Raw genomic sequence first — 24425 nt, 5'->3', positions numbered from 1 at the left:
CTCAGGGTGCCACAAGCCGTGGGGCCGGTCGCGGCATTTCACCCCATTTTCTTGATTAACCAACCGAAATTCCCGCCTCCGCGCGAGACGAGACCCTGGATCACCAGCTGCTGCGTCGCCTGGGGACGGCCCTGGCCGTCGACCCAGAGCGAATCTTCCAGGATCACTTCGCCGGCACTGCTGCGGAACTGCCAGAGACTGCCGTCGGGCAGGGCCATGCCGGCGCCCTGGCCGTCCTCGGTGAGGGCGACTTCGACTTCCGGGCCGAGGTGGAAGCGAATGGCGAAGCCCACTTTGCCGCGCTGGGCCTTGCGGCCCGCGGGGATCAGCACGTCCTCGCCGCGCAGTTCGCTGCCGTCGTCGCGCAGGATCAGGATGCGGCGGTGCGTGAGGGCGTAGCGCGCCTCGTAGCCGTTGTGGCTCGCCTCGATGCGGGTGGCGTTGCCGCCGTTTTCCTGCGTCAGCGTCTTGCGATCGATATCGACCTCGCTGACGCCGCCGCCGATGGCCCCGTTGATGAGGACGGCGGTGGAATTGGCATCGTCCAGCGTCAGCGTCGAATGGGCGGCGGTCGCGCGCAGGCCTTGTTCCAAGCGCACCGGCACCAGCCCGCCGCCGCTCGCCGCGCCGCCGCAGTTGACGACCAGGCGGTGGCCCGCGTGGGACATCTCGAAGGCCAGCGTGGAAGCGCAGCCGTAGCGGGCATGGGCGGGCAGCGGCGGCGGCGCAGTGTCGAACTGAAGGATCGACTTGTGTGCCAGCACGCGCTGATAGCCCCATTGGCGCACATCGCGCAGCGGGCGGGTGCGCACGCCGGTCGCCTTGACGAGAGCGTTGACGTCCTCTCCGTCGATCGCCCAGCCGCCCTGCCACGAACCCAGCGAACCGTCGCCGTGAGTCAGCGCCAGGAGCGGCGGGATGAGCAGTTCGATCACCCGCTCGACCGCCTTGGGCGCGTCGCGGCGGGTGGCGTGATAGCAGTTGCGCAGCCGCACCAGGAGGGCGATCGCTTCCATCTGCGCCAGCGGGCTGCGCGAGAGCACGCCGCCGTCGTCGCCGATCAGTTCGCCCAGGGCCTTGATCAGCCCCGCCTCGCCGTAGAGGCGGCGCGGGCGACCTTCGGGGAGCAACAGGCCGGCAGCGACGATGGCGCTCCACCCGGCGACTTCGGCGATCCCGTCTTCCGCCCGGCCGACATGACGGTCCAGCCAGCGCGCGGTCTCGGAAATGTGCGCCAAAGTACGGTTGCGCAGGGTCTTCTCGCCGGAGAGGATCAGCGGGGCATGGGCCAGCCAGTTCATCAGCCGCGCGCCGGTGTTGCCCACGTCCCAGGCCGGACCCTTGCCCGGCTTGGCCGGCGGCTTGGGATTGGCCTGGAGCCACGCGGTGAGAATGCGCTCGGCAACCGCGGTACCCTGTTCGCGCGGGGCGCAGGCCTCCAGGTCGGTGAGCCAGGAGAAGCTGTGGACCACGCGCTCCAGCGGCGGCGTCACGCGCGACGGGCCGGCAAAATCGACTTGGGCCACGGGCGTGCGGGCGCCGTGGATCAGGAAATGTCCCGCGCGCAGGGCGGTTCCGGCGGCGGCATTGCCCGGAAGCGTGTTGCTGACCGTGGCGAGCAGCCGGGTGCGGGCCTTCTTGCCCATCGGCGCCGAGAGCATGGTGCCGGGAATGCCCAGGCGATAGGCGAAGCGGATCAGCCGCTCGCCCGGCCCGACCGAAGGCGGCGAGAAATCGGCCAGGGCCAGCGCCCGGCCGCCCTCGATCTGCGCGACTTCCACCTGGACTTCCGCGCGGGGCGGCAGGAGGTCGGAATCGTGAAAGTCGTCGCCAGTGAAGGCGGTGATATCAGTGATGTCGGTTTCGGAACGTGTCACGGCCGGCGATCCGGTAACGCTTTGATTCAAGACACCCTCCTCGTTACCGCCCTGAGGCCCGCCCCCCGACTTGCCTGTGAGCCCGCCTGCAAGCATGTCGCCCGACTCATCGGCTGCCTCACTTCCCGGGGAAATGGCCCGGAGCCCGTCCGGGTTCCCGTTTCGGGGACGCGGAGGGGTGTCTAGCTTCACCGCCTCAATCGAGCCCCTTCAGGGCGCGGATGTTGGCGGCATATTGCGAAGGGCCGCCGCGGAACGTGGCCGAACCGGCGACGAGCACGTCGGCACCAGCCGAAACGCAGAGAGGTGCGGTCCTGGCATCGACGCCGCCGTCCACTTCGAGGCGGATGTCGCGGCCCGACTTCTCGATCATCTTGCGCACGGCCTCGATCTTGCGAAGCTGGCTGGAGATGAAGCTCTGGCCGCCGAAACCGGGGTTGACGCTCATGATCAGGACGAGGTCGATATCGTCGATCAGGTAGTCCAGCATCTTGGCCGGGGTGGCCGGGTTCAGCGAGATCCCCGCCTTCTTGCCCAGGCCGCGAATCGTCTGCACCGTGCGGTGGACGTGAGGGCCGGCTTCGGGATGCACGGTGATGTAGTCCGCACCGGCTTCGGCGAAGGCTTCGAGATAGCTGTCCACCGGCGAAATCATCAGGTGCACGTCGAAGACCTTGGCGGAATGCGGGCGCAGCGCCTTCACCACGGCCGGGCCGATGGTGATGTTGGGTACGAAGTGGCCGTCCATGACGTCGACGTGGATCCAGTCGGCGCCGGCTTCGTCGATCGCGCGAACCTCTTCGCCCAGGCGGGCAAAGTCGGCGGAAAGGATGGAGGGCGAGATCAGCGGCGTGGTCATGGTTAAGAACGGTACTCCTCGATGCGAAGGATAGGCCACCATATCTGGGGGGTACAAGCGCGCCCGGCCCGTTTTCCACACGCCATATGGAGGAAGTTCCCTAAATCGACCGAGCGGACCGGGCTCCGTCCCTTGCAGCCGCTCCGGCGCGGCGCTTGTGGATCGCCAGTTCAGAGTGCATTCACGGCCTCGATGGCAGTGCGGCGCCAGACATTTCACGGGCTTGCTTCCCTGCAACCCTCGTGAACGAGTGACGGAACCGGAGATGAGATTGAAGTTCCCCAAGGCCCCCATCGCAGTTGCCGCCGGCCTGGCCGCGCTGGCCCTGTCGGCGCCGGCCGCGGCCCAGTATCGCGACGAAATCCGCAATGACATGAGCCAGTGCCGTTCCGGCGGCGGCCCCGCGATCATGGTTACGGTGGACGGCATCAAGTCGTCCCAGGGACGCCTGCGCGTCCAGTCCTACCGCGCCACCTCCGGCGAGTGGCTGGCCAAGGGCAAGTGGCTGAAGCGGATCGAAGTGGCCGCCAGGGCCGGGACCATGACGTTCTGCGTCCCCGTCCCGGCGCCGGGCACTTACGGCATCGCCGTGCGCCACGACGTGAACGGCAATGGCTCGACGGACATCAGCACTGATGGCGGCGCGATGTCGAACAACCCCTCGATCAATATCTTCAACCTCGGCAAGCCCAGCTACACCAAGGTCGGCGTGCCGGTGGGCAATGACGTGAAGTCGATCCGCATCCAGATGCGCTACATGTAACAGATTGGATGGAATGCCCCCTCGGGGGCATTTCGGCGCGTGCGTTGCCGCAGTCTCAGGATCCGGCGGCGGCTTCGCGGCGCTGGGCCAGGATGGCGCGTGCGTCCAGGAGGTCGGAGGGCTTGTCGACGTCGACCGCCGCCAATCCGTCGCGCGCGGCGACGAGGCGGGCCTTGAGGCCGATCCGGGTTCCCAGTCGTGCAAGCGCGGCCGCCAGGGTCAGGCGGCCAAGCACATAGCTTGCCAACATGCCGAGGCCGAGCCTGGCGGCGATGCGCCACGGGCGCTTGCGGTCCGCCTCCACCAGCTTCCAGGTCTCGATCGCGGCTTCGGCGCGGGCCGTCTTCAGCAGGAACAGGTTGCAGCCCGACCAGTGGCCGTCGGCAAAGCGCAGATAAGTGCGGCGCGATCCCGGCATGGCCGCTTCGATCGCCTGCCGCCGCGCCAGCAGCACGGAAACGTCGGCTTCCTCCGGGGTGTCGAGCAGGAAGTCCCGCACCCATTCGCCGCGCAGCAGCGCATGGTCGGAGGTCGTGACGAGCATCGGCGCGCCGAGCCGCGCGAAGCCCGCGGCCACGCTGGCGCTGGGACCGGCGGCGGCGGGGATCGTCTCGCAGCCCAGCAGTTCCGCGAGCGCGATCACGGCGGGATCGTTGGCGACCACCGCCAGGCGCGCGATGCCGGCATCGCGCAGGGCCTGGACGACATGGGCGAGCATCGGCCGGCCTTCCAGTTCCACCAAGGCCTTGTGGCTCAGGCCTTCGGCCGCTGCGACCGGATCGGGTGCGCCGGGGCGGGAACCTGCGAGAATCAGCGCGGCGGGCAAGGGAGAGGGGGTCATGCCGGTTTGCGCTCCATGGCCTTGCGGGTGCGCCAGACGTGCCAGAGCACACCGGGCGCGGAAAGCACCGGATGCCGCTCGCGCCAGGGCGTGATGGTGACCGGCACGCCGGTGTGGCGCTCGATCTTCCAGGCGGCATAGCGCGCGGCGCCTTCGAACGTGGTCGAGGCTTTCAGCAGGCGCAGGACGTTGTAGGGCTTGCCCAGCCGCTGGCGGCGCTTCCACCAGTCCAGCATCCGGGTGCGGTCGCGCTCGGAAAGTTCGGGGCGGAAGGCGCCGTTCGGCAGGCGCTCGAAGGCGATGTCGTCGGCGGCAAGGGCCAGCGGCAGCAAGCCGTCGAAATGTTCGCGGTTGACGGAAAGGATCGAATCCTCGCGCCCGGCCTTCTCCACCCGGAACTCGGCGGCGTAAGTCGCGCGGAACAGGGCGCGCCAGTAGTCCTCCGCAGTGCCCGTCGCCGGCCCGAGCGCCACGGCCAGCCTCGCGGCGGTGCGGGCCGCGCCCGATACGGCGGCGGTCACGCGGCCGAGCGCGGCCTCGTCACGCTGCCAGGCGATGCCGCTCGGCTGGACGAAGCGGGCCCAGATGGTGGTGTCCAGCCGCTCGCCGGCCGCAGCGGCGCGGAACGTATCCAGCGCCATGGTCGCCACTTTCGCGCGCAAGGGCACGCCTTCGAAGGTCCATTCGTGATAGCTGACGCGCGGCCAGATCTTCTCGGCCTGGGGGCCTTCGGTGAGGACGTAGAAGTCCAGCACGCCTTCCAGCGATCCGGTGCGCAAGTTCGAGCCGTAGAACAGCACGGCCACGGCATTGCCGGCAGCCAGCGCAAGGCGTTCCGCGAAAGCACGGACTTCGGGCACCACGGCGCGCTGCAGCGCCTGGCCAATGCGCCCTTCCAGGTCTTGGGTCATGAAAGCATGCTCGGGCACCGGCGTGGTAAAAGCAAGCATGCCGGTGTCACAAACCTGGCCAAAAAGTGAGAGGAGAGGGGCCGGATCCGGCGGATCAGGGGACCACGAAAGTCAGCTGCGGCCCTTCCTCGAGCAGGTAGTCGCCCGCAGGGAAAACCTCGCCATCGAGAATGAACGAGCCACCGATTTCCAGGTCAACCGCGCTGGCGCAGACGCGGTGGGTGCCGCGGCGTTCCAGGAACTTGCCGGAAAGGCCAAAGAGGATCGCCGGCAGCAGGGCCATGACCCAGCGCACCGGCCAGTCGATGACGCCCAGCTTCATCCCCGGGGCGACATCGCGGCCGAAGGGACGCGCGCCGAGCGGGAACTTCTCGAAGGTGGTGGCGACGACCATGAAGCGTTCGTCCGCACGGCCCGGCCCGTCATAGGGCAGGTCGCGGCCGGTGTGGCGATCGACCAGGCGCGTCGGGGTGCAGGCGCGCCACGGATTGCCGTCGCGGCCGAACAGCGACTGGATGATGCTCCAGAGGATGCTGAGGCCCACGGCAAAGCTGTTGAAGGCGCCGCGGCGGTGCGCTTCCTGGCCGGCCTCGGTCGCCAGCGTGAATACGCCGGTGCCCAGGATGAAGCCCTGCATGCAGCCGCTGCTGCCGTCATTGGCGGAAATGCGCAAGGGACGGCGCGTGAGGGTATTGCCCTTGTGCGCAGCCGCCAGCGCCTCTGCCAGTGACCAGTGGGTCGGCAGGCCGAGGTCTACGCCCAGCGCGTTCGTCTTGCCCTTGGGCAGGATGATGAACGTGGGCCATTCGTCACCGAAGATGTCCGCGCCGCACGTCAGCACATCGCGAACGGTGCCATCGCCGCCGTCGACCACGAGATAGTCCACACCGCGACGGGCAAAGCCGTCAAGCACGCTGTAGAGTTCCGAGCGGGTGCGCGGGGTCTCGGTCAGGATGTTGGAGCAATCCTCCATCTCTGCCGCCCGGCCCTTGTTCCGGTGGCTACGAGGATTGCGAATGATGCCAACGAGAGGAACGGCGCGCCCACGACGCGCCACACGCGCAGGACCAGTGGCCTTGCGCTTGCCGTGCTCACCGAAGGTCGGCAGCGTTTCGAATTCGTAAATGGTTCCGTACACGGGCCCTATGTAGGGATGCCGCAGACGAAAATCATCAGGAAACATTCACTGACACATTAAGGTTACAGTTGTATGGCGTTTTTACGCCACTTGCAAGACCGGCAAAATCTGCCGCGTTTTCCGCAAGTCCCGCCGTTGCGTCACGCGGTTCCACGGATTACGGCCGAAAACATGGTCACTCAGGACACTCCCCCCCACGCCGCAACCATCGGCGCGAACCCCGTACAGCTCTGGGGTTTGACGATGGCCGAGCGCGTTGCACGCATCGCCCGGGCGAACGGCGCCTCCTTCGGCAAGGACGCCTCGTCCGGCCCTTCCATCCTGTCCAATGCCGCCTTTGCGTGGGATCCGGCCTGGTTCAAATACGTCACAGCGCGGCCCGGCATGGTCCTGACGCTGGGCGGCATCCCCGCCCTGGCGCATGCGGCCGACGCCGGCCAGGCCGCGCGAATCACCGCCGCGATGGCCGCCGGAACGCCGCTCGCCGATACGGCGGGCCTCGATATCGTGACCTACGAAAGCGGGCCCACCATCGAGAACAAGACGCTCCGCAAGCGCGAGACGCCGTTCCTCATGGCGCTCACGCCCGAGACCGTCCGCACCATCGAGCGTGCCAGCTACTTCGGCGCCTACAAGGGCGTGACCGATGTGCTGACCAAGTACCTCTGGCCCGAATGGGCGCTGGTGCTGACGCGAATCTGCGCGAAACTGCACATCACCCCGAACATGGTGACGGCGGTGGGCGCGGCCTTCTGCGTGCTGGCCACGGTGCTTTTCGCTTACGGGCACTACTGGCTGGGCATGGCGCTGGGACTGGTGTTCATGGTGCTCGATACCGTGGACGGCAAGCTGGCACGCTGCACGATCACGTCCTCGGAATGGGGCAATGTGGCCGACCACGGCATGGATCTCGTCCATCCGCCGTTCTGGTGGTGGTTCTGGGCGACGGGCCTGGCGACCTGGGGCCTGGCCTACGATGACGCGACGTTCTGGTGGGTGCAGGGCGCGATCCAGGGCGGCTACGTGGTGCAGCGCCTGATCGAGGGCGTGTTCATGCGTCAGAACGGCCTCATGCACATCCACGTATGGCGCAAGTTCGACAGCCAGTTCCGCCTGATTACCGCGCGCCGCAACCCGAACATGGTCATCCTGTTCGTGGCGATGCTGTTCGCGCGTCCCGACATCGGCCTGATCGCGGTGGCCTGGTGGACGGCGATTTCCTGCCTCATCCACGCCGTGCGGCTGGTCCAGGCATGGATCGTGCGGGCGCGAGGCGGTACGATCACCTCCTGGCTCTCGGACGCCTGAAGAAGGAACCGCCATGAACGCGATGCAGGGCAATGTCGCAGCCAATGCGACGATGGAAAAGTTCGGGCACCCGCATACCCTCGTCGCGGAATTCGCGCATTGGGTGGTGCTGGCCCGTCCGGCACAGCCGACGCTGGGATCGTTGGTGCTGGCGGCGAAATCCGATGCCACCGCCTTCGGGGATCTTCCCGGAGAGGCGCATGCCGAACTCAAGGTCGCCACGGCCGCGATCGAAGCGGCCCTGGGGAAGGCGGTCGGCTATGCCCGGCTCAACTATCTCATGCTGATGATGGTGGATCCCCATGTCCACTTCCACGTCATCCCCCGCTACGAGGGCGCGCGCGAGTGGCAGGGCCGCGAGTTCGTGGACTGCGGCTGGCCGAAAGTGCCTGATCTCGGCCACGCCGTGGCGCTGGAGGGGGATGACCTTTCAGCGCTCGTGGCCTGGCTGAAGGCGCACTTCGGCTGATCGACCGCAAAGCATCGTCCCGGACATGATCCGGGACGATCAAAACCCTCGGCTCACCAGGTATCGGTGAGCTTCGTGGCGATTTCGATGTCGTTGAGGAAATCGACTTCGGCCCAGTCGAGGCCTTCGATGGAGACGGTGCCGACCTTGCCGGTGGGCGCGATCGAATCGATCACCTTGAGATACCAGTGCTGGACGCCTTCGGGCGTGCGCATGGCCTGGCGCACGGTCTCGCGGAACAGGTCCGCCCCTTCGCCGCGGAAGGCGAGGAAGCCGATCGATTCGGAGTTGGACTGCCGGGCCGTCAGCGTCTTGCCGATATGCACGAGCCGGCCGTCCCCCTCGCGCTCCACTTTCATGTCGTCGCTGTCGTAGCCCTCGGCTTTCACGTCGACGGTGACGGTGATCGGCCAGGGCTTGCCGTTCGGATCGGTAGCGCCCTGCTGGACCTTGTTCACGATTTCCTCCGAAACGAGGGTATCGCCGTTCAGGATCAGGAAGTCGCCGCGCATGGCCTCGCGCGCGATCCAGCAGGAGCCGAGGTTGTCGGCCACCTTGAAGAACGGGTTGAAACGAACCGTCACTTCCACGCGCGGATCGTCGATGCGGTTCAGATGCTCTTCCAGCATGTCGGTCATGAAGCCGGTGACGACGTCGATCCGCTTCACCCCGCCGCGCGCGAGCATTTCGATCTGCCATTCGATCAGCGACTTGCCGGTGAAGTCGATCATGCACTTGGGCCGCTCGGCGGTGAGGGGGAGCAGGCGCGAGCCCTGGCCGGCGCTGAGGAGGATGGCGTGTTCGATCATGGATTTTCGCGCTTCGTCAAAGGGGGGAGATGCCCCGCATCTAGGGATTGCCGGCCAAAAGGAAAAGATGCGGCGGGAAAGGCTTGAGCCGGGGTCGCGGGTATTAATTCATTCAGCATGGGGACATCCCTGATCGGCACAGCTTGCAAGTCCCTTCCCCCTCGTTCACATGCAGCCGCGATGTCCGCCAAATTTCACCGCCGTGAGAGCAAATCTCCGCTAGGGCGGATACTCCAGAACACTGCCTGGCTGCTGGGCGGCAAAGGTTTCGGCGCCGTTTGCGGCATTGCCTACCTCGCCATCCAGACCCGCTCGCTGGGCCTCAAGGATTTCGGCCACTTTTCGCTGATCTTCGGAACGGCGCAGGCGCTGATCGCGCTGGCCAGCTTCCAGACCTGGCGCGTGGTCGTGCGCTACGGCAGCGAGCACGTCCATGAAAAGGACTGGGGCAAGCTGGGCCGCCTGGGCATGCTCTGCGGCCTGCTGGATGCCGTGGGCGCGATCATCGGCTGCGGGCTGGCGGCAGTCCTGATCTACGGCTTCGCCCATATGCTGGAGCTGAACCCGCACTTCATCGACGTGGCCTTCTGGTTCTGCGTGGGGTCGCTCTGGGCGCTGGTCTCCGCGCCCACCGGCATCGTCCGCGCGCTCAACCGCTTCGACATGGCCGTCTATGTAGAGGCGATCGTGCCCAGCGGCCGGCTGGCGGCGTCGCTCGTCATCTGGATGACCGGCCCCAGCGTCGGCCGGTTCCTGTTCGCCTGGGCCGCGATCGATATTCTCGAAGCGCTGCTCTACTGGATCATGGCGCGCCGGCTCTGCCCCGAAGCGGTGAACCTTTCGAACTTGCGCAACTGGCGCAAGGCGATCGACGAGAATCCCGGCGTCACGCGCTTCTTCATGCAGACTTACGTTGCGTCCACGCTGGATGCGGCGATGAAGAACGGCCCGCTGCTGATCGTCGGCGCCTGGGTCGGCACCAAGGCGGCGGGTCTCTATCGCCTCGCCTCGCAGCTGTCGCAGGCGCTGAGCAAGCTGTCCTCGCTGCTGACGCGCTCGGTCTATGCCGAAGTGGCGCGCGCGCGCGTCTCCTCGGCCGCGGCGGAGTTCCGCAAGCTGGCGCTCCAGACCAGCAAGATCGCCGGCCTGGCCGGGATCGTGGTGGTCACGGTGGCGGTGCTGCTGGGCAAGCAGATGCTGGAAGTGATCGGCGGCGATGATTTCGAACAGGGCGCCGCGATCCTCGTGCCCCTGACGCTGGCGGCCAGTTTCGACCTTGCCAGTGTCGCCTTCGAACCGGTGCTCCATGCCACCGGCCGGGCGCGGCACTCGCTGGTCGCCCGCCTGATCGCGCTGATCGGCCTGGCCGTGGGGCTGGTGTTCCTGCTTCCGGTCGGCCCCAGCGGGGCGGCCTGGGCGGTCGCGGTGGGCGGCGCGGTGTCCTACATCGTCATGGGCCTTATGGCCTGGCGCACGCTCCAGCAGATCGACCGGAACGAGATCAGCATCATGCCCGATCCCGAGGGCGATCTGCCCGTGGCCGATTCGGCCGTGACCTGACGCTCGACAGGCGCGGCTGGAGGGGTATCATGCCCCGATGCTCTCTACCGCGAACACTCTGGCCAAGGAGGCTGCGGGCCTCGCCGATCGCATCGTCGCGCTGCGCCGCGCCATTCACGCCGAACCCGAGATCGGGCTGCACAACCCCAGGACCCGCGACAAGATCCGCGCGGCGCTGGCCCATCTCCCTCTCGAATGGCGTGAAGGGCCCTCGACCACGGGCCTTGTCGCCACGCTGAAGGGCGGCGCGGGAAGCGGGGGCTGTGTGCTCCTGCGCGGCGATACCGATGCCTTGCCCATGCCCGAGGAAACCGGGCTGGACTTCGCCTCGACCGTGCCCGGCGTCATGCATGCCTGCGGGCACGACACTCATGTCGCCATGCTGGCGGGGGCGGCGGAAATCCTGGCCGCCCGCGCGGAAAGCCTGCCCGGCGAAGTGCGCTTCATGTTCCAGCCGGGGGAGGAAGGCCATCACGGCGCCCGCTTCATGCTGGAAGATGGGCTGCTGGGCGGTGAGGGGCAGGACCGGGCTCTGCCCGATGCCGCCTTCGCGCTCCACATCATGCCCAATGCCCCGCATGGCGTCATCGGCGGGCGCGCCGGACCGCTGATGGCGGCGGCCGACGAATTGCGCATCACCGTTACCGGGCGCGGCGGCCATGCCTCGATGCCGCACGACACGGCGGACCCCGTGCCCGTCGCCTGCGAAGTGGTCTCGGCGATCCAGACAATGGTGGCGCGGCGTTTCAGCGTGTTCGATCCGGTGGTGGTGACGATCGCCCGCATCGAGGCGGGCAGCGCCCACAACGTCATTCCCGACAGCGCGCGGCTGACCGGCACGATGCGCACGCTCTCGCGTGAGAATCGCGCGCGGCTGAAGGACGAATTGCCGCGGCTGGTCGCGGGAATCGCCGGGGCGCATGGGCTGACCGGCGACACGACGATCCTCGACGGCTTCCCGGTGACGATCTGCGATCCGCGCGCGGTGGCCCTGGGAGAGGGCGTGGCCCGGGACCTGTTCGGCAGCGAGGCTTTCCGGCGCCTGCCCGATCCGATCATGGGCGCGGAGGACTTCGCCTATGTGCTTGAAAAAGTGCCGGGCGCGATGTTCTTCCTGGGCGTTGCCCCGGAAGGCGCGGACTGGAAGCACTGCTGCGGCATCCATTCCACCCGCATGATGGTGGACGAAAGCGCCCTCCCGCGCGGTTCGGCCTTCCTGGCCGGCCTCGCGCAGGACTGGCTCGCGCGCGGCTTCAACTAGCGCAGACGACGCCCTCGGCCGAGGCATGTTCTCGGAGAATCAGGCCTTCACGTCTTCCCATTCGGGATGCCGCCGGAAGGCCGCGACCACGTAGCTGCACAAAGGGGCGATCTTGAAGTGGTTTTCTCGCGCGTCGGCGACCATCGCCTCGACCAGCCGTGCCGCCACGCCGCGATTGCCGATTTCCGAAGGAACGAGGGTGTGGTCGGCATAGTGGACGCCGTCGCGAGTCTGCCAGGTCAGCTGGCCGGTGGCGTCGCTGTCCGCAAGGTGCGCCTGGTATTCGCCGCCGGTTGCGGTCTCGTGCTTGGTGATGGTGACGCCTACCATGGACATGTCTCCTGAAAAGGTCCGCTTGACGGCGCGTGCGTCCGCTTACAGGGCATATGGTCATGAAATTCCTCTCCGACAACGCCGCAAGGGTCCACCCGAAGGTCTGGAAAGCCATGATGGCGGCAGACGCTCCCGATTCGCCTTACGACGGCGACGGGCTGAGCCTGGAGCTGGACGCGCGCTTTTCCGCGCTGTTCGGGCGTGACTGCGCGGCGCTCTGGGTGGCGACGGGAACGGCGGCGAACTGCCTGGCGCTCTCCGCCATGGTCGAGCCGCACGGAGCGGTGATCTGCCACCGCGAGGCCCATATCGAGATGGACGAGGGCGGCGCGCCCGGCTTCTATCTCCATGGCGCCAAGCTGCTGCTGGCCGGCGGAGAGGGCGCCAAGATCGCGCCCGATGCCATCGCCGAAGTGATCGACCCGATTCGCGACGGCGTGCACCAGGTGCAGCCCCATGCGATCTCGATCACTCAGGCCAGCGAATATGGCCGCGTCTACCGGCCGGACGAACTGGCGGCCCTTGCCGATTTCGCACGCGATCGGGAGCTGGGCCTGCATATGGACGGCGCCCGCTTCGCCAATGCCGCGGCGTTTCTCGGCGGCAGCGCGGAGATGACGGCGGGCGGCGTGGATGCGCTCAGCTTCGGCATGGTGAAGAACGGCGCCATGAGCGCGGAGGCCATCGTGTTCTTCGATCGCTCCATGGCCGAGAAAGTGCGCTTCCGCCGCAAGCGGGCAGGGCACCTGCAATCGAAGGGCCGCTATCTGGCGGCGCAGATCCTCGCCATGCTGGAAAGCGACCTCTGGCTGGACAATGCCCGCGCGGCCAATGCGGCTGCCGCCGAGATCGCCGCCGCCGCCGGGGACCGCCTGCTGCATCCGGTGGAAGCGAACGAGATATTCCTGACGTCCACCGCGGCGGAGCGGCTGGCGCTGCGCGAACAGGGCTTCGCGTTCTACGACTGGGGCGATCACGCCGCCCGCCTCGTCACTGCCTGGGATTCGCGCGAAGACCATGTCGCGGCCCTCGCCCAAGCGATTGCCGGGCTGTGAGCGGCGCGGCCGAGCCTGTACCGGGCTTCATGAAGCCCGCCGTGGCGCTGCCGTTCCTGCTGGTCGCGCTGATCTGGGGATCGACCTGGTTCGTCATCACCGGGCAGATCGGGGAAGTGCCCGCCAGCTGGTCGGTCGCCTGGCGCTTCGTGCTGGCGACGCCGGCGATGTTCCTGGTGGCGGTGGTGATGAAGAAGAGCCTGAGGCTCGGCACCGCGGGCCAGTTGCTGGCTCTGGCCGTGGGCGTGGCGCAGTTCTGCGGGAACTACAACTTCGTCTACCGCGCCGAGATGCACCTCACTTCGGGTATCGTTGCGGTCATGATCGGGCTGCTGCTGGTGCCCAATGCGATCCTGGCGCGCCTCCTTTTGGGCCAGCCGATCACTTGGCGCTTTGCCATCGGCAGCGCGATCGCCATCGCCGGCCTGGCGCTGCTGTTGCTTCACGAAGCGCACGAGGCCCCGCTGGGCGGCAAGGTCCTGCTCGGTACGGTCTTCGCGCTGATCGCGATGATGTGCGCTTCGGTTTCGAACGTGATCCAGGCCAACGACACCGGCAAGGCGCTGCCGATGGTGAGCCTGCTGTCCTGGGCCATGCTCTACGGAACGCTGGCCGATGTCGCGATTGCCTGGGCTCTGGCCGGTCCGCCGGTGATCCCCGCCGATCCGAAATACTGGATGGGCACGGCCTATCTGGCCATTCTCGGTTCGGTGGTGACGTTCCCGCTCTATTACACGCTGATCCGCCAGCTGGGAGCGGGCAAGGCGGCCTACAACGGGGTGATGGTGATTATCATTGCCATGCTGATCTCGACCGCGTTCGAGGGCTATCGCTGGTCGCTGCTGGCGATTGCCGGGGCGGCGCTGGCGACGGTCGGGCTGGTCGTGGCGCTGAGGGCCCGCAGCCCTTCGCGGTAAGTGGGGAAGCGCAGGCGCCAGCCAAGCACGCGTTTCGCCTTGCCGTTGGCTATGCGGCGGTTCTCGGCATAGAAGCCCCGCGCCATGGCCGACAGCCGCGCTTCCTCCACCGATTGCATCGGCGGCAGCGGCTGGCGGAGCAGGCGGCAGGCTTCCTCCACCAGGCTATTCTGGCTGCACGGCAGGTCGTCGGCCAGATTGTAGGCCCCGGCCGGTCCTTCCAGGCCGGCGATCACGCCGGAAGCGATGTCTGCCACATGGACGCGGCTGAACACTTGCGCGGGCAGGGCGATCCGGTGCGCGCGGCCTTCGAGAACCCGGTCCAGTGCCGAACGACCCGGACCATATATGCCGGGCAATCGATAGACCCGCGCGCCCAGTTTCAGCCATTCGCCGTCCGCCTCGGCCCTGGCGGTGCGCCGCCCCGTGCCGACCGGCGCGCTCTCGTCCGCCCAGGCGCCGCCGGTGTCGCCGTAGACCCCGGTCGAGGAAAGATAGGAGAGCGCCAGCCCCTTCAAGGCATCGCCGTAGCGCTCCAGCACGGGATCGAGAGGCTCGCCCCGGCCTTCCTTGCCGGGCGGAACGGAGGACAGCACATGATCGGCATCGGCCAGGGCCAGGCGCACATTGCCTTCGTCTTCGAAGGAGAGGGTACCTTCGCTGCCGGTGGAGATCACTTCCCAGCCGCGGGCCGAGGCCCGATCCGCGATCACCCGCGCGGTATAGCCCAGCCCGAAGATGAACAGTCGCTTCGGTATCGCGGCGGGCATCGGCGGGGCACTCCTCTTGATTCGCGTGTGAATTCGTCGCGCCATGACTGGCATTCGATGCACAAGGCTCTAGTTTAGCGGCATGGACATTGCCAGCACCCCCGCCACGCCCGACGCCAATCCGCAGATCGCCGATGCTGCCCCCGCGCCCCAGGCGCCGCCGGTCATCCACCGGGAGGACTATCTGGCCCCGGCCTGGCTGGTGCCGCAGATCGCGCTCGATTTCCGCCTCGGCATCGACGAGACGCATGTGCTCTCCACGCTTTCGGTCCGCCGCAATCCGCAAGGCAACGGCACCGCGACCCTGCGCCTGAACGGCGACCAGCTCACCCCGCTGGCGATCCGCGTGGATGGCGAATCCGTGAACGACTGGCGCATGGACGGTGCCGACCTGCTGGTTGAACTCAGCGGCGAGGCGCACGAGCTGGAGATCGAGACCGCGGTCAATCCCGCGGCCAACAGCCAGCTCATGGGTCTCTATGCCTCGAACGGCATGCTCTGCACCCAGTGCGAAGCCGAAGGTTTCCGCCGCATCACCTTCTTCCCCGACCGGCCGGACGTGCTCTCGACTTATTCGGTGCGCATGAGCGGTGACAAGGCGCGCTTCCCGATCCTGCTCTCCAACGGCAACTGCACCGCCACGGGCGAGGGCGAGAACGGCACGCACTGGGCGGAGTGGCACGATCCCTGGCCGAAGCCGAGCTATCTCTTCGCGCTCGTCGCAGGCGATCTCGTTGCCAACCATGCCGATTTCACCACCCGCTCGGGCCGCAAGGTAGACCTCAACATCTGGGTGCGCCCGGGTGACGAGCAGCGCACCGGGCACGCGATGGATTCGCTGATCCACTCGATGCAGTGGGACGAGCAGGCCTTCGGGCGCGAGTACGATCTCGACTTGTTCAATGTCGTCGCCGTGTCGGACTTCAACATGGGCGCGATGGAGAACAAGGGCCTCAACGTCTTCAACACCCGCTACGTCCTTGCCGAGCCGGAAACCGCCACCGACGCCGATTACGACGGTATCGAGAGCGTGATCGGCCACGAGTATTTCCATAACTGGTCGGGCAACCGCGTGACCTGCCGCGACTGGTTCCAGCTTTCGCTCAAGGAAGGCTTCACCGTCCTGCGCGACCAGCTGTTCAGCGCCGACATGGGCAGCGAGGCCGTGAAGCGCATCGAGGATGTGCGCGTCCTGCGCTCGGCCCAGTTCCCTGAGGATTCCGGGCCGCTCGCCCATCCGATCCGGCCTGATTCCTATCAGGAAATCAGCAACTTCTATACGGCCACCGTCTACAACAAGGGCGCCGAGGTGATCCGCATGATGCGGACCATGGCCGGACCCGAAACGTTCCGCCAGGGCACCGACCTCTATTTCGACCGCCACGACGGCGAGGCGGCGACCTGCGAGGACTTCGTCAAGGCCATCGAGGACGGCACCGGGCTCGATCTCGCGCAGTTCCGCCTGTGGTACTCGCAGGCCGGCACTCCGCAAGTGGCCGTCGAACTGGCGCACGAGGGCGAGACCGCCACGCTCACGCTGACCCAGATCGTGCCCGCCACGCCCGGCCAGCCCGAGAAGCAGCCCGTGCCGATCCCCTTGCGCGTCGCCCTGTTCGATCGCGACAGCGGCCGTCATTCGGGCGAGCAGCTCGTCGTGCTGGACAAGGGCAGCGACAGCTTTGCCTTCGAGGGCTTCGCGCGCCCGCCGGTCGTTTCGATCAACCGCGGCTTCTCGGCGCCCGTCGCCATCGACATGGAGCGTTCGAACGAGGATCTCGTCTTCCTGGCCGCGCACGACGACGATCCATTCGCCCGTTACGAGGCGATGCAGAGCCTGGTCGTGCAGCATCTGGTAGCGGCCGTGGGCGGCGGGCTTGCGGATGCCGCCCGCGCCGAAGGCCGCCGGGCGATCGGCGAGGCTTTCGCCGCGGTGCTGGCCGATGCGGCGCTGGATGACCTGATGCGCGGCGAACTCATGGTCCTGCCGGGCGTCGCTTACCTGGCCGAGCAGGTGCTCGTGGCCGATCCTGCCGCGATCCACGAGGAGCGCGAGGCGCTCAAGGCCTGGCTGGGCGGCGAACTGGCGGAACTTCTGGGAACGCTGCACGACCGCGTCTCCGCGCTGCTCTACAGCCGCGATGCCGCCGCCCGCGGCGCGCGCAAGACCAAGGCCCAGGCGCTGGTGCTGATCGCCGCAGGCGATGCCGCCGAGGGCGCGCGCCGCGCCATCGCGCAGTACCGCGCGGCCGATAACATGACCGACCGCCAGTCGGCCCTGACCGTGCTCTGCAACCTCGACGGCCCCGAGCGCGAGGAGGCCCTGGCCGATTTCCTGCGCCGCTATCAGGGCAATGCCCTCGTCATCGACAAGTGGTTCGCGCTGCAGGCAGGCTCGTTCCATCCGCAGGTCCTGGAGCATATCGAGGCGCTGGCGCGGCACCCGGAGTTCACGCTGAACAACCCCAATCGCGCCCGCGCGCTCTACATGACGGCGGCGGTGAACCCGAAAGCCTTCCACGACGCCAGCGGCGCGGGCTACCGGATGATCGGAAACCTGATCCGCCAGCTCGACCCGATAAATCCCCAGACCACCGCGCGCTTCGTGCCGCAGCTCGGGCGCTGGCGCCGGATCGAACCCGGCCGCGCGGCGATGATGCGCGCGGAACTGGAGAAGATCGCCGCCGAACCCAACCTCTCGCGCGATGTGCGCGAACAGGTGAGCAAGAGCCTTGGCTGAATCGGCGGGCGATTCCGTGGCCGAGGCTGTCGAAGTCAACCGGGCGGGCGTGCTGGAAGGGCTGCCGCACGGCTTCCTCGGCCGCCGCGGCGGGGTGAGCAGCGGGGAGGTCGAGGGCCTCAATGTCGGCCTCGGTTCGGGGGACGAACCGGCGGCGGTGGCGGAAAACCGCCGCCGCGCCGCCGATGCCGTGCTGCCCGGCGCACCGCTGGCCTCGGTCTACCAGGTGCATTCGCCCGATTGCGTGATCCTGGGAGAGGCGCTCTGGTCCGACGCCGAGCGGCCCCATGCCGATGGCCTCGTCACCGATCGCCCCGGGGTGCTGATCGGCGTGGTGACGGCGGACTGCGCGCCGGTGCTGCTTGCAGACCGGGAGGCCGGCGTCGTCGGCGCGGCCCATGCCGGCTGGAAGGGCGCCATCAGCGGCGTCACCGACAGCACCATCGCTCGGATGATATCGCTGGGCGCGGCGCGTTCGCGCATCGTCGCGGCAGTCGGCCCCTGCATCTCGCAGGCTTCCTACGAAGTGGACGAAGGCTTCCGCAGCCGCTTTCTGGCCGGGGAAGACGGCAATGCGCGCTTCTTCTCGTCCGGGCGGGAAGGGCACTGGCAGTTCGACCTGGAGCATTATGTCGCTGTGCGGCTGGAAGCGGCCGGAATCGGCGCGGTGGAGCGCCTGGGCCTCGATACCTATTCAGCGCCGGAGCGTTTCTATTCCTACCGCCGGGCCACCCACCGGGCCGAGGCCAGCTACGGACGCCAGATTTCGGTGATCGGACTGGCCTGAGCTTGCCCCGTTCACGGCCCGACAGAGGGCGCCGCCGAACAGTTATACCTTGAATTTGTTGATGACGATCCATCCCTGCCCAACCAAAAAGGCGGTTGGCAGGGCTGGCTTCCCTGTATATCAGGGCCGCAAAGTCGGTATTCGTTTCGGGTCGCTCCCGAGGCATCTAACCGTCAACGGGGGGCCGTTTACGGGGATACCAGACAAAAAATAGAATTGGTCAGGAATCTGGGCTTGCTACCGGAATCCCGGGAGTAGGTTGTCAATAACAAGGCAAGGGCAATCATGGCAGAAGCAGATGGCGTGCGGCGGCGCGATTTCATCAATATCGCCGCGGTAAGCGCGGCGGGTGTCGCCGGCGTGGGCATCGTCGTCCCGCTGGTCAGCCAGATGTCCGCATCCGCGGACGTTCTCGCGGCGTCTTCGACCGAGATCGACATCTCGTCGATCCAGCCCGGTCAGGCCATCAAGGCAATCTTCCGCAAGCAGCCGGTCTTCGTGCGGAACCTGACGCCGCATGAAATCACGGAAGCCAACAAGGTGGACGTTTCCTCGCTGCGCGACCCGCAGACGCTTGAGGAACGCACCAAGGAAGGCAAGGAAAACTGGCTCATCACCATGGGCGTGTGCACCCACCTCGGCTGCGTCCCGCTCGGCGCCGGCGAAGGGGAGCCGCGCGGTGAATTCGGCGGCTACTTCTGCCCCTGCCACGGTTCTTCCTACGACACTGCCGCCCGTATCCGTAAGGGCCCTGCGCCCAAGAACCTCGAAGTTCCGGACTACGCGTTCACCACCGACACGGTCGTAAAGATCGGTTGAGGCCAAGAGAGAGGATCAAGAACATGAGCTTTCCCTGGGCCAAGGAATACAAACCGAGCCATCCCTTCATGCAGTGGATGGACGACAGGCTGCCCCTGCCGCGCCTCGTCTACAACTCGGTCGGCGGCGGCTATCCGGTGCCGCGCAACCTGAACTATTTCTGGAACTTCGGTTTCCTCGCCGCGCTCTGCCTCGTCCTGCAGATCGTCACCGGCATCGTCATGGCCATGCACTACGCGGCCAATACGCAGGTCGCCTTCGACACTGTCGAACAGACCGTTCGTGACGTGAACTGGGGCTGGATGATGCGTTATGCGCATGCCAACGGCGCCTCGGCTTTCTTCGTCGTCATCTACGTCCACATCTTCCGCGGCTTCTTCTACGGTTCGTACAAGGCCCCGCGCGAGATGGTGTGGCTGCTTGGCGTCGTGATCTTCCTGCTGATGATGGCCACGGCCTTCATGGGCTACGTGCTTCCCTGGGGCCAGATGAGCTTCTGGGGCGCCAAGGTCATCACCGGCCTGTTCGGCGCGATTCCCTTCGTGGGCGAACCGCTCCAGCAGTGGCTGCTCGGCGGCTTCGCCCCGGACAATGCCGCGCTCAACCGCTTCTTCTCGCTGCACTACCTGCTGCCCTTCGTCATCGTGGGCGTGGTAATCCTGCACATCTGGGCGCTGCATATCCCGGGCTCCTCGAACCCGACCGGCGTCGAAGTGAAGACCGAGAGCGATACGGTTCCCTTCTACCCTTACTACGTAGCCAAGGACGGCTGGGCGATCGGCGTCTTCGCGATCCTGTTCTGCACCGCGCTGTTCTTCTTCCCGAACGCGCTGGGCCACCCGGACAACTACATTCCGGCCAACCCGATGAGCACGCCCGCGCACATCGTTCCCGAATGGTACTTCTGGCCGTTCTACGCGATCCTGCGTGCCTTCACCCAGGACTTCTTCTTCATCCCGGCCAAGCTCATGGGCGTGCTGGCGATGTTCGGCGCGATCCTCGTGTGGTTCTTCCTGCCCTGGCTCGACCGTTCGCCGGTCCGCTCGGGCTCGTACCGGCCGCTCTATCGCAAGTTCTTCTTCTTCGGCCTGATCCCGGCCATGGCGGTGCTGTTCTATTGCGGCGGTGCGCCTGCGGCCGAACCCTACGTGATGTTCAGCCAGATCGCAGCGCTCTACTACTTCGCGCACTTCCTGATCGTCATCCCGATCGTCTCGGCCATCGAGAAGCCCGACCCGCTGCCCTTCTCCATTACGGAATCGGTGCTGGGCCATGACGAAGGCGCGCAACTGCGCCCCGCCCATGGCGCCACCGAAGCCGTTCACGGCGAAGCGTGATCAACAGCTAGAGCGAAAGACGATAGACATGGCACGCATTCTCTCGATCCTCGTCGGGCTGTTCTTCACGGTAGCCCTGGCGTGGTCCTTCGGCAAAGGGGCCTACCAGCAGATCACCGAACCGCCGGCCGCCACCGCGGAGCACGAGTTCCACCTCCTCCCCAAGGAAGTGAGCTTCGCCAGCGACGGCGCTTTCGGCAAGTTCGACCGCCAGCAGGTTCAGCGGGGCTTCCAGGTCTACAAGGAAGTCTGCTCGGTCTGCCACGCGATCCGCCACGTCGCTTTCCGCGACCTGGCTGCGCTCGGCTATAACGACGCCGAAGTGAAGGCCATCGCCAAGGGCTTCCAGGTTCCGGTCTACAATAACGCGACCGGCGAAGTGAACACCCGCGAAGGCATGACGACCGACTACTTCCCGCCGGTGATGTACGGCGGCCAGGGCACCCCGCCTGACCTGTCGCTGATCACCAAGGCTCGCCACGAAGGCCCGGCCTACGTCTATTCGTTGCTGACCGGCTATCAGGACCAGCCGGCCGAGCTTCTGAAGAAGTTCCCGGATTCGAAGACGCCCGATGGCCTGCACTACAACCCCTACTTCGCGAACCTCAACCTCGCGATGCCGCCGCCGCTCACCGCCGATGGCCAGGTGACCTACAGCGACGGCACCAAGGCCACCAAGGACCAGATGGCCAAGGACGTCTCGGCGTTCCTGATCTGGACGGCTGAACCCAAGCTCGAAAAGCGCAAGCAGACCGGCTGGCCGGTGCTCGGCTTCCTGCTCTTCGCGACGATCCTGGGCTATATGTCCTACCGGAACATCTGGGCCGGCAAGAAGCACTGAGGCTTCCGCCAGAACCCTGAGGAAAGAGGCCCCCGCCAGCGATGGCGGGGGCCTCTTTCGTTTGTCCGCCAAGCCACCTAAGGAATGGAGCCATGACCCTCGACGAGATCAAGGCGCTGGTGCGCACCGTGCCGGACTTCCCCAAGCCCGGCATCCTGTTCCGCGATGTGACGACCCTGGTCGGCGATGGCCCAGGCTTCGCCGCGGCCGTGGAACTCATGGCAGAGACCGTGAAGGCTTCCGGCGCCGAGGTCATCGCCGGTGTCGAGGCCCGCGGGTTCATCTTCGGCGCCGCCATTGCGGCGCGGTTGGGCCTGGGCTTCGTCTCGATCCGCAAGCCGGGCAAACTGCCGGTCCCCGTCATCGCCATCGACTATGCGTTGGAATACGGCACCGACACGCTGGAAGTCGATCCCGAGGCCGTGGGAGAGGGCCACCGCGTGATCCTGATCGACGACTTGCTGGCCACGGGCGGCACCGCGCTGGCCGCCGTCGAACTGCTCCGCCGCGCGGGAGCGACGGTCGACCACGCCCTCTTCGCCATTGACTTGCCCGACCTTGGCGGTGCGGAACGCCTGCGCACCGCCGGCATCACGCCTCACGCGCTCCTGGATTATCCCGGCCACTAAGGCCGAAGCCCGTTTTCCTTCGCAACAAGTTGCAAGGAAGACGTTGACGAGGCCGGTCCTGTCGTGGCAAGCGGCTGCCACGACGCTGGACACAGTCCCTCGATCCGGACTGGCCCTGAGATGGGCGGGTATAGCTTAGTGGTAAAGCTCCAGCCTTCCAAGCTGGCTATGCGGGTTCGATTCCCGCTACCCGCTCCATTGCGTTTCTCACAAGTGCTCAAAAGGGTTCGTGAATGGCTGTTTTCCGCCATTCTTGGGTGTTATAATGTCCGGGCAGTTCCGGATATGTTCACCAACATCTCAGTCAGAGTTGGCGCCATGAATGGTCCTGCGGTTCTGTTGAGCTGTTGGAGGTACCATCGCGATGACGCGCGAATCACAAAGATCTGGTCTCTCGGCCACGGCGGTCGATCGTGCCCGCCCGCGGGAAAAACCTTACAAGCTGTCCGACCGTGACGGGCTCTACCTGCTCGTGAAGCCTTCCGGCGCCCGCTACTGGCGAATGAATTTCAAATTGCATCAACTCCAACGCACCGCCTCTTTCGGCCGCTATCCGGAAGTCAGCCTCGCTGAGGCACGCCAGCGGCTGCTTGAAGCGCGCCGGCAGCTCAAGCAGGGCATCGATCCGGTCTATCAGGCAAAGCTCAACAAAATGGCCGCCTCGATCGCAGCGGGACACACGTTCCGGTCGGTGGCAGAGGAGTGGCTAGAGAAGATGCGGCTGGAAGAAAAATCGGCCAAATCGATCAGGAAGTGCGAATGGCAGCTGAGCCTCGTCATGCCCGATATCGGCAATCGCCCAATTTCCCAGATCACTGCGCACGAGGTTCTGCTGTCACTCAAGAAAATCGAAAGCACGAGAAAGTTTTACACTGCTACCAGCCTGAGAGCGCTGTGCGGCCAGATCTTTCGCTATGCGGTTGCGACGGCGCGAGCGGAGCGGGACGTGTGTGTCGACCTGCGCGGCGCTCTCGTAACCCCCAAGGTCGTGCACCGGCCGGCCATAACGGCACCCAAACAGGTCGGAGCGCTCATGCGTGCAATCCATGACTATGACGGCGCGAAGTACACCAGCATCGCGCTGCGCCTGCTTGCCCACACGTTCGTCCGTCCCGGCGAACTACGGCATGCCGAGTGGAAGGAGCTCGATCTTGACCGCTCGGTCTGGATTATCCCGCCGCACAAAATGAAGATGCGCCGCCCACATACGATCCCGCTTTCCCGTCAAGCGCTCGCAATTATCGGGGAGATCGACCACGGCGAGAATTTCAGCATGTATCTATTTCCGGGAATGCGCTCGACCAAGCGCCCTCTGTCGGACAACACGATCAATGCGGCGTTGCGGCGGATGGGCTATGAAAAGGATGAGATGACCGCACATGGTTTCCGCGCGATGGCGGCCACTCTGCTGAACGAAATGGGCACCTGGAACCCGGACGCAATTGAGCGGCAGCTTGCCCACGCGGAGCCGAATTCCGTTCGACGGGCTTACACGCGAGGCCAGCACTGGGACGAGCGGGTTCGCATGATGCAGCATTGGTCGGATTACCTTGATCAGCTGCGAGGAGGCGCTGAGGTCATTCGCCCCGACTTTGGTCGGAGAGGGCCGAAGCTGACGCTCGTGTAGACAGGTGCAGTTCGCGGAACGCCCCATCGGGCGCAGAGCAGCGTTTGGGCGAAGGTTTGCAGCATTATGTGTTCGGCTAGGTATCCGCGACCAAGCTTTCGCTTTGAAATTCAAGGCGCGGTCAGGCCTCAAGCGCTTTCGAACCTTGGCTCCCGCCAAGGGTGACGCTACAATGAGCGAAAATGATTGCGTAAGGCACGTGTCATGGCTCTATTCGAGTATAGCGATCACGGGCTTTTTGCTCCGAGCAAAATCGCGGCGGAATTTCGCACGACCAGCGGCGAAGTGGCTCGTTCCGCAGGCCTCGGCCGTGACGCCGTTCAGCGCAAGGAGCGGTTGCGCTCCGACAAAACGCAGCGCCGGCTGCGGGAAATGATCGAAGTCATCAACAAGGCGGCCGCTCGCTTCGGGTCGAACCTTATCGCCTACGCTTGGTATAGATCTGAGCCGCTGCCGGGCTTTTCGGGCCAGACGGCGATTCAACTTGTTCAGGCAGGCGGGGTCAATAAAGTGCTTAAATATATCGATGCGGTGGATGCGGGCATTTACACCTAGCTGGCTCCACGCACTACTACGGCAACCTTATAGGGCGGTGAACCCGATCTACGTTCGTGAGACGCTTTCTTCCCGTGGCGCCAAAATTTTTAGCTCCGTTTCAATCCCAAGGGAACAGCGGTTCTTCGTAAGCGCCGACGGAACCCGGCCTTGTACAGAGCGGCATTGGTGTGAATTTCGCGGGGCACATGGAGGCCTTGCGAGTGGATATCGAGCAGTCAA

General features: G+C 66.1%; 23 protein-coding genes and 1 tRNA gene. 16 read left to right on the top strand and 8 right to left on the bottom strand.

Translation table 11 applies throughout. From position 1 onward, the window contains the following. Positions 1-38 precede the first annotated feature (38 nt). Together EDF57_RS24540 and rpe are read right to left on the bottom strand one after the other, a co-directional pair. Positions 39-1877 (bottom strand): heparinase II/III family protein, encoded by a 1839-nt coding sequence (locus tag EDF57_RS24540; protein WP_314469077.1) that lies wholly within the window; start codon positions 1875-1877, stop codon positions 39-41. Positions 1878-2073: 196 nt separating this feature from the next. Beyond that, positions 2074-2736, bottom strand: a complete 663-nt coding sequence (rpe, locus tag EDF57_RS24535) for a ribulose-phosphate 3-epimerase (protein ID WP_134096274.1) — start codon at positions 2734-2736, stop codon at positions 2074-2076. Between the two features lie 265 nt (positions 2737-3001). Between rpe and EDF57_RS24530 the strand changes: the two genes are divergently transcribed. Next, on the top strand, positions 3002-3499 hold the full coding sequence (locus EDF57_RS24530) for a DUF2141 domain-containing protein (protein WP_134096273.1): 498 nt from the start codon (positions 3002-3004) through the stop codon (positions 3497-3499). Positions 3500-3554: 55 nt separating this feature from the next. Here EDF57_RS24530 and EDF57_RS24525 read toward each other — a convergent pair whose 3' ends face one another. The 3 genes from EDF57_RS24525 to EDF57_RS24515 form a co-directional block, all read right to left on the bottom strand. Further along, positions 3555-4340, bottom strand: coding sequence for a nucleotidyltransferase family protein (locus EDF57_RS24525; protein ID WP_134096272.1), 786 nt, complete (start codon positions 4338-4340; stop codon positions 3555-3557). Continuing rightward, the gene (locus EDF57_RS24520) at positions 4337-5251 is read right to left on the bottom strand and encodes a hypothetical protein (RefSeq protein WP_134096271.1); all 915 of its coding nucleotides are present in this window, start codon (positions 5249-5251) and stop codon (positions 4337-4339) included. The genes EDF57_RS24525 and EDF57_RS24520 overlap by 4 nt, the downstream gene beginning before the upstream one ends. Positions 5252-5345: 94 nt before the next feature. Continuing rightward, entirely contained in the window at positions 5346-6389 is a 1044-nt protein-coding gene (locus EDF57_RS24515; RefSeq protein ID WP_132269745.1) for a diacylglycerol kinase family protein, read from the bottom strand. 171 nt (positions 6390-6560) lie between these two features. Here EDF57_RS24515 and EDF57_RS24510 point away from each other — a divergent pair, with 171 nt between their 5' ends. Together EDF57_RS24510 and EDF57_RS24505 are read left to right on the top strand one after the other, a co-directional pair. After that, positions 6561-7697 (top strand): CDP-alcohol phosphatidyltransferase family protein, encoded by a 1137-nt coding sequence (locus EDF57_RS24510; RefSeq protein WP_134096270.1) that lies wholly within the window; start codon positions 6561-6563, stop codon positions 7695-7697. 13 nt (positions 7698-7710) lie between these two features. After that, complete coding sequence (locus EDF57_RS24505) at positions 7711-8166, top strand: HIT family protein (RefSeq protein WP_243841282.1); 456 nt, start codon at positions 7711-7713, stop codon at positions 8164-8166. Positions 8167-8219: 53 nt separating this feature from the next. Here the strand turns inward: EDF57_RS24505 and EDF57_RS24500 are convergent, their stop codons facing one another. Next, positions 8220-8975 (bottom strand): phosphocholine cytidylyltransferase family protein, encoded by a 756-nt coding sequence (locus EDF57_RS24500; RefSeq protein ID WP_132269749.1) that lies wholly within the window; start codon positions 8973-8975, stop codon positions 8220-8222. 180 nt (positions 8976-9155) lie between these two features. On the opposite strand from EDF57_RS24500, the gene EDF57_RS24495 reads away from it, so the two are divergent. Both EDF57_RS24495 and EDF57_RS24490 read left to right on the top strand, forming a co-directional pair. Continuing rightward, complete coding sequence (locus EDF57_RS24495) at positions 9156-10535, top strand: lipopolysaccharide biosynthesis protein (protein ID WP_132269751.1); 1380 nt, start codon at positions 9156-9158, stop codon at positions 10533-10535. Between the two features lie 37 nt (positions 10536-10572). Beyond that, on the top strand, positions 10573-11796 hold the full coding sequence (locus EDF57_RS24490; RefSeq protein WP_134096269.1) for a M20 family metallopeptidase: 1224 nt from the start codon (positions 10573-10575) through the stop codon (positions 11794-11796). A 39-nt stretch (positions 11797-11835) separates the two neighbouring features. Here the strand turns inward: EDF57_RS24490 and EDF57_RS24485 are convergent, their stop codons facing one another. Then, a complete protein-coding gene (locus EDF57_RS24485) occupies positions 11836-12126 on the bottom strand; it encodes a GNAT family N-acetyltransferase (protein ID WP_134096268.1) in 291 nt (96 codons plus the stop codon). Between the two features lie 62 nt (positions 12127-12188). Between EDF57_RS24485 and EDF57_RS24480 the strand changes: the two genes are divergently transcribed. Both EDF57_RS24480 and EDF57_RS24475 read left to right on the top strand, forming a co-directional pair. After that, complete coding sequence (locus EDF57_RS24480) at positions 12189-13184, top strand: beta-eliminating lyase-related protein (RefSeq protein ID WP_134096267.1); 996 nt, start codon at positions 12189-12191, stop codon at positions 13182-13184. Positions 13185-13213: 29 nt separating this feature from the next. Then, a complete protein-coding gene (locus tag EDF57_RS24475; RefSeq protein WP_134096295.1) occupies positions 13214-14101 on the top strand; it encodes a DMT family transporter in 888 nt (295 codons plus the stop codon). Here the strand turns inward: EDF57_RS24475 and EDF57_RS24470 are convergent. Then, complete coding sequence (locus EDF57_RS24470; protein WP_134096266.1) at positions 14011-14871, bottom strand: SDR family NAD(P)-dependent oxidoreductase; 861 nt, start codon at positions 14869-14871, stop codon at positions 14011-14013. The genes EDF57_RS24475 and EDF57_RS24470 overlap by 91 nt on opposite strands. Before the next feature lie 82 nt (positions 14872-14953). On the opposite strand from EDF57_RS24470, the gene pepN reads away from it, so the two are divergent. From pepN to EDF57_RS24425, 9 genes are all read left to right on the top strand, one after another. After that, positions 14954-17608 (top strand): aminopeptidase N, encoded by a 2655-nt coding sequence (gene pepN / locus EDF57_RS24465; protein WP_134096265.1) that lies wholly within the window; start codon positions 14954-14956, stop codon positions 17606-17608. A gap of 16 nt (positions 17609-17624) precedes the next feature. Next, on the top strand, positions 17625-18395 hold the full coding sequence (gene pgeF, locus EDF57_RS24460; protein ID WP_134096294.1) for a peptidoglycan editing factor PgeF: 771 nt from the start codon (positions 17625-17627) through the stop codon (positions 18393-18395). A 285-nt stretch (positions 18396-18680) separates the two neighbouring features. Continuing rightward, positions 18681-19214 (top strand): ubiquinol-cytochrome c reductase iron-sulfur subunit, encoded by a 534-nt coding sequence (gene petA, locus EDF57_RS24455; RefSeq protein WP_132269763.1) that lies wholly within the window; start codon positions 18681-18683, stop codon positions 19212-19214. A 23-nt stretch (positions 19215-19237) separates the two neighbouring features. Beyond that, complete coding sequence (locus EDF57_RS24450; RefSeq protein WP_132269765.1) at positions 19238-20551, top strand: cytochrome b N-terminal domain-containing protein; 1314 nt, start codon at positions 19238-19240, stop codon at positions 20549-20551. A 28-nt stretch (positions 20552-20579) separates the two neighbouring features. Then, the gene (locus tag EDF57_RS24445) at positions 20580-21392 is read left to right on the top strand and encodes a cytochrome c1 (protein WP_134096264.1); all 813 of its coding nucleotides are present in this window, start codon (positions 20580-20582) and stop codon (positions 21390-21392) included. A 92-nt stretch (positions 21393-21484) separates the two neighbouring features. Beyond that, positions 21485-22021: an adenine phosphoribosyltransferase gene (locus EDF57_RS24440; protein WP_132269769.1), complete on the top strand. Its 537-nt coding sequence runs from the start codon at positions 21485-21487 to the stop codon at positions 22019-22021. A 124-nt stretch (positions 22022-22145) separates the two neighbouring features. Beyond that, positions 22146-22219, top strand: a tRNA-Gly gene (locus tag EDF57_RS24435). Between the two features lie 166 nt (positions 22220-22385). Further along, complete coding sequence (locus tag EDF57_RS24430; RefSeq protein ID WP_134096263.1) at positions 22386-23648, top strand: tyrosine-type recombinase/integrase; 1263 nt, start codon at positions 22386-22388, stop codon at positions 23646-23648. A gap of 204 nt (positions 23649-23852) precedes the next feature. Beyond that, on the top strand, positions 23853-24203 hold the full coding sequence (locus EDF57_RS24425) for an MbcA/ParS/Xre antitoxin family protein (RefSeq protein ID WP_134096262.1): 351 nt from the start codon (positions 23853-23855) through the stop codon (positions 24201-24203). Positions 24204-24425 lie beyond the last annotated feature (222 nt).

Origin of the sequence: Novosphingobium sp. PhB55, assembly GCF_004368805.1 — a bacterium.
Lineage (GTDB): Bacteria > Pseudomonadota > Alphaproteobacteria > Sphingomonadales > Sphingomonadaceae > Novosphingobium.
Note: the sequence above shows the minus strand (reverse complement) of the source record. Positions and strands in the feature narration are given on the sequence as shown.

What these genes read in the sequence shown, in the direction of transcription:
- EDF57_RS24430 (WP_134096263.1), top strand. Translation starts at nt 22,386, where the DNA reads ATGACGCGCGAATCACAAAGATCTGGTCTCTCGGCCACGGCGGTCGAT.
- EDF57_RS24480 (WP_134096267.1), top strand. Translation starts at nt 12,189, where the DNA reads ATGAAATTCCTCTCCGACAACGCCGCAAGGGTCCACCCGAAGGTCTGG.
- EDF57_RS24495 (WP_132269751.1), top strand. Translation starts at nt 9,156, where the DNA reads ATGTCCGCCAAATTTCACCGCCGTGAGAGCAAATCTCCGCTAGGGCGG.
- EDF57_RS24470 (WP_134096266.1), bottom strand. Translation starts at nt 14,871, where the DNA reads ATGCCCGCCGCGATACCGAAGCGACTGTTCATCTTCGGGCTGGGCTAT.
- pepN (WP_134096265.1), top strand. Translation starts at nt 14,954, where the DNA reads ATGGACATTGCCAGCACCCCCGCCACGCCCGACGCCAATCCGCAGATC.
- EDF57_RS24500 (WP_132269749.1), bottom strand. Translation starts at nt 8,975, where the DNA reads ATGATCGAACACGCCATCCTCCTCAGCGCCGGCCAGGGCTCGCGCCTG.
- EDF57_RS24490 (WP_134096269.1), top strand. Translation starts at nt 10,573, where the DNA reads ATGCTCTCTACCGCGAACACTCTGGCCAAGGAGGCTGCGGGCCTCGCC.
- EDF57_RS24485 (WP_134096268.1), bottom strand. Translation starts at nt 12,126, where the DNA reads ATGGTAGGCGTCACCATCACCAAGCACGAGACCGCAACCGGCGGCGAA.
- EDF57_RS24505 (WP_243841282.1), top strand. Translation starts at nt 7,711, where the DNA reads ATGAACGCGATGCAGGGCAATGTCGCAGCCAATGCGACGATGGAAAAG.
- rpe (WP_134096274.1), bottom strand. Translation starts at nt 2,736, where the DNA reads ATGACCACGCCGCTGATCTCGCCCTCCATCCTTTCCGCCGACTTTGCC.
- EDF57_RS24510 (WP_134096270.1), top strand. Translation starts at nt 6,561, where the DNA reads ATGGTCACTCAGGACACTCCCCCCCACGCCGCAACCATCGGCGCGAAC.
- EDF57_RS24525 (WP_134096272.1), bottom strand. Translation starts at nt 4,340, where the DNA reads ATGACCCCCTCTCCCTTGCCCGCCGCGCTGATTCTCGCAGGTTCCCGC.
- EDF57_RS24520 (WP_134096271.1), bottom strand. Translation starts at nt 5,251, where the DNA reads ATGACCCAAGACCTGGAAGGGCGCATTGGCCAGGCGCTGCAGCGCGCC.
- EDF57_RS24425 (WP_134096262.1), top strand. Translation starts at nt 23,853, where the DNA reads ATGGCTCTATTCGAGTATAGCGATCACGGGCTTTTTGCTCCGAGCAAA.
- EDF57_RS24445 (WP_134096264.1), top strand. Translation starts at nt 20,580, where the DNA reads ATGGCACGCATTCTCTCGATCCTCGTCGGGCTGTTCTTCACGGTAGCC.
- EDF57_RS24440 (WP_132269769.1), top strand. Translation starts at nt 21,485, where the DNA reads ATGACCCTCGACGAGATCAAGGCGCTGGTGCGCACCGTGCCGGACTTC.
- EDF57_RS24530 (WP_134096273.1), top strand. Translation starts at nt 3,002, where the DNA reads ATGAGATTGAAGTTCCCCAAGGCCCCCATCGCAGTTGCCGCCGGCCTG.
- petA (WP_132269763.1), top strand. Translation starts at nt 18,681, where the DNA reads ATGGCAGAAGCAGATGGCGTGCGGCGGCGCGATTTCATCAATATCGCC.
- EDF57_RS24475 (WP_134096295.1), top strand. Translation starts at nt 13,214, where the DNA reads ATGAAGCCCGCCGTGGCGCTGCCGTTCCTGCTGGTCGCGCTGATCTGG.
- EDF57_RS24450 (WP_132269765.1), top strand. Translation starts at nt 19,238, where the DNA reads ATGAGCTTTCCCTGGGCCAAGGAATACAAACCGAGCCATCCCTTCATG.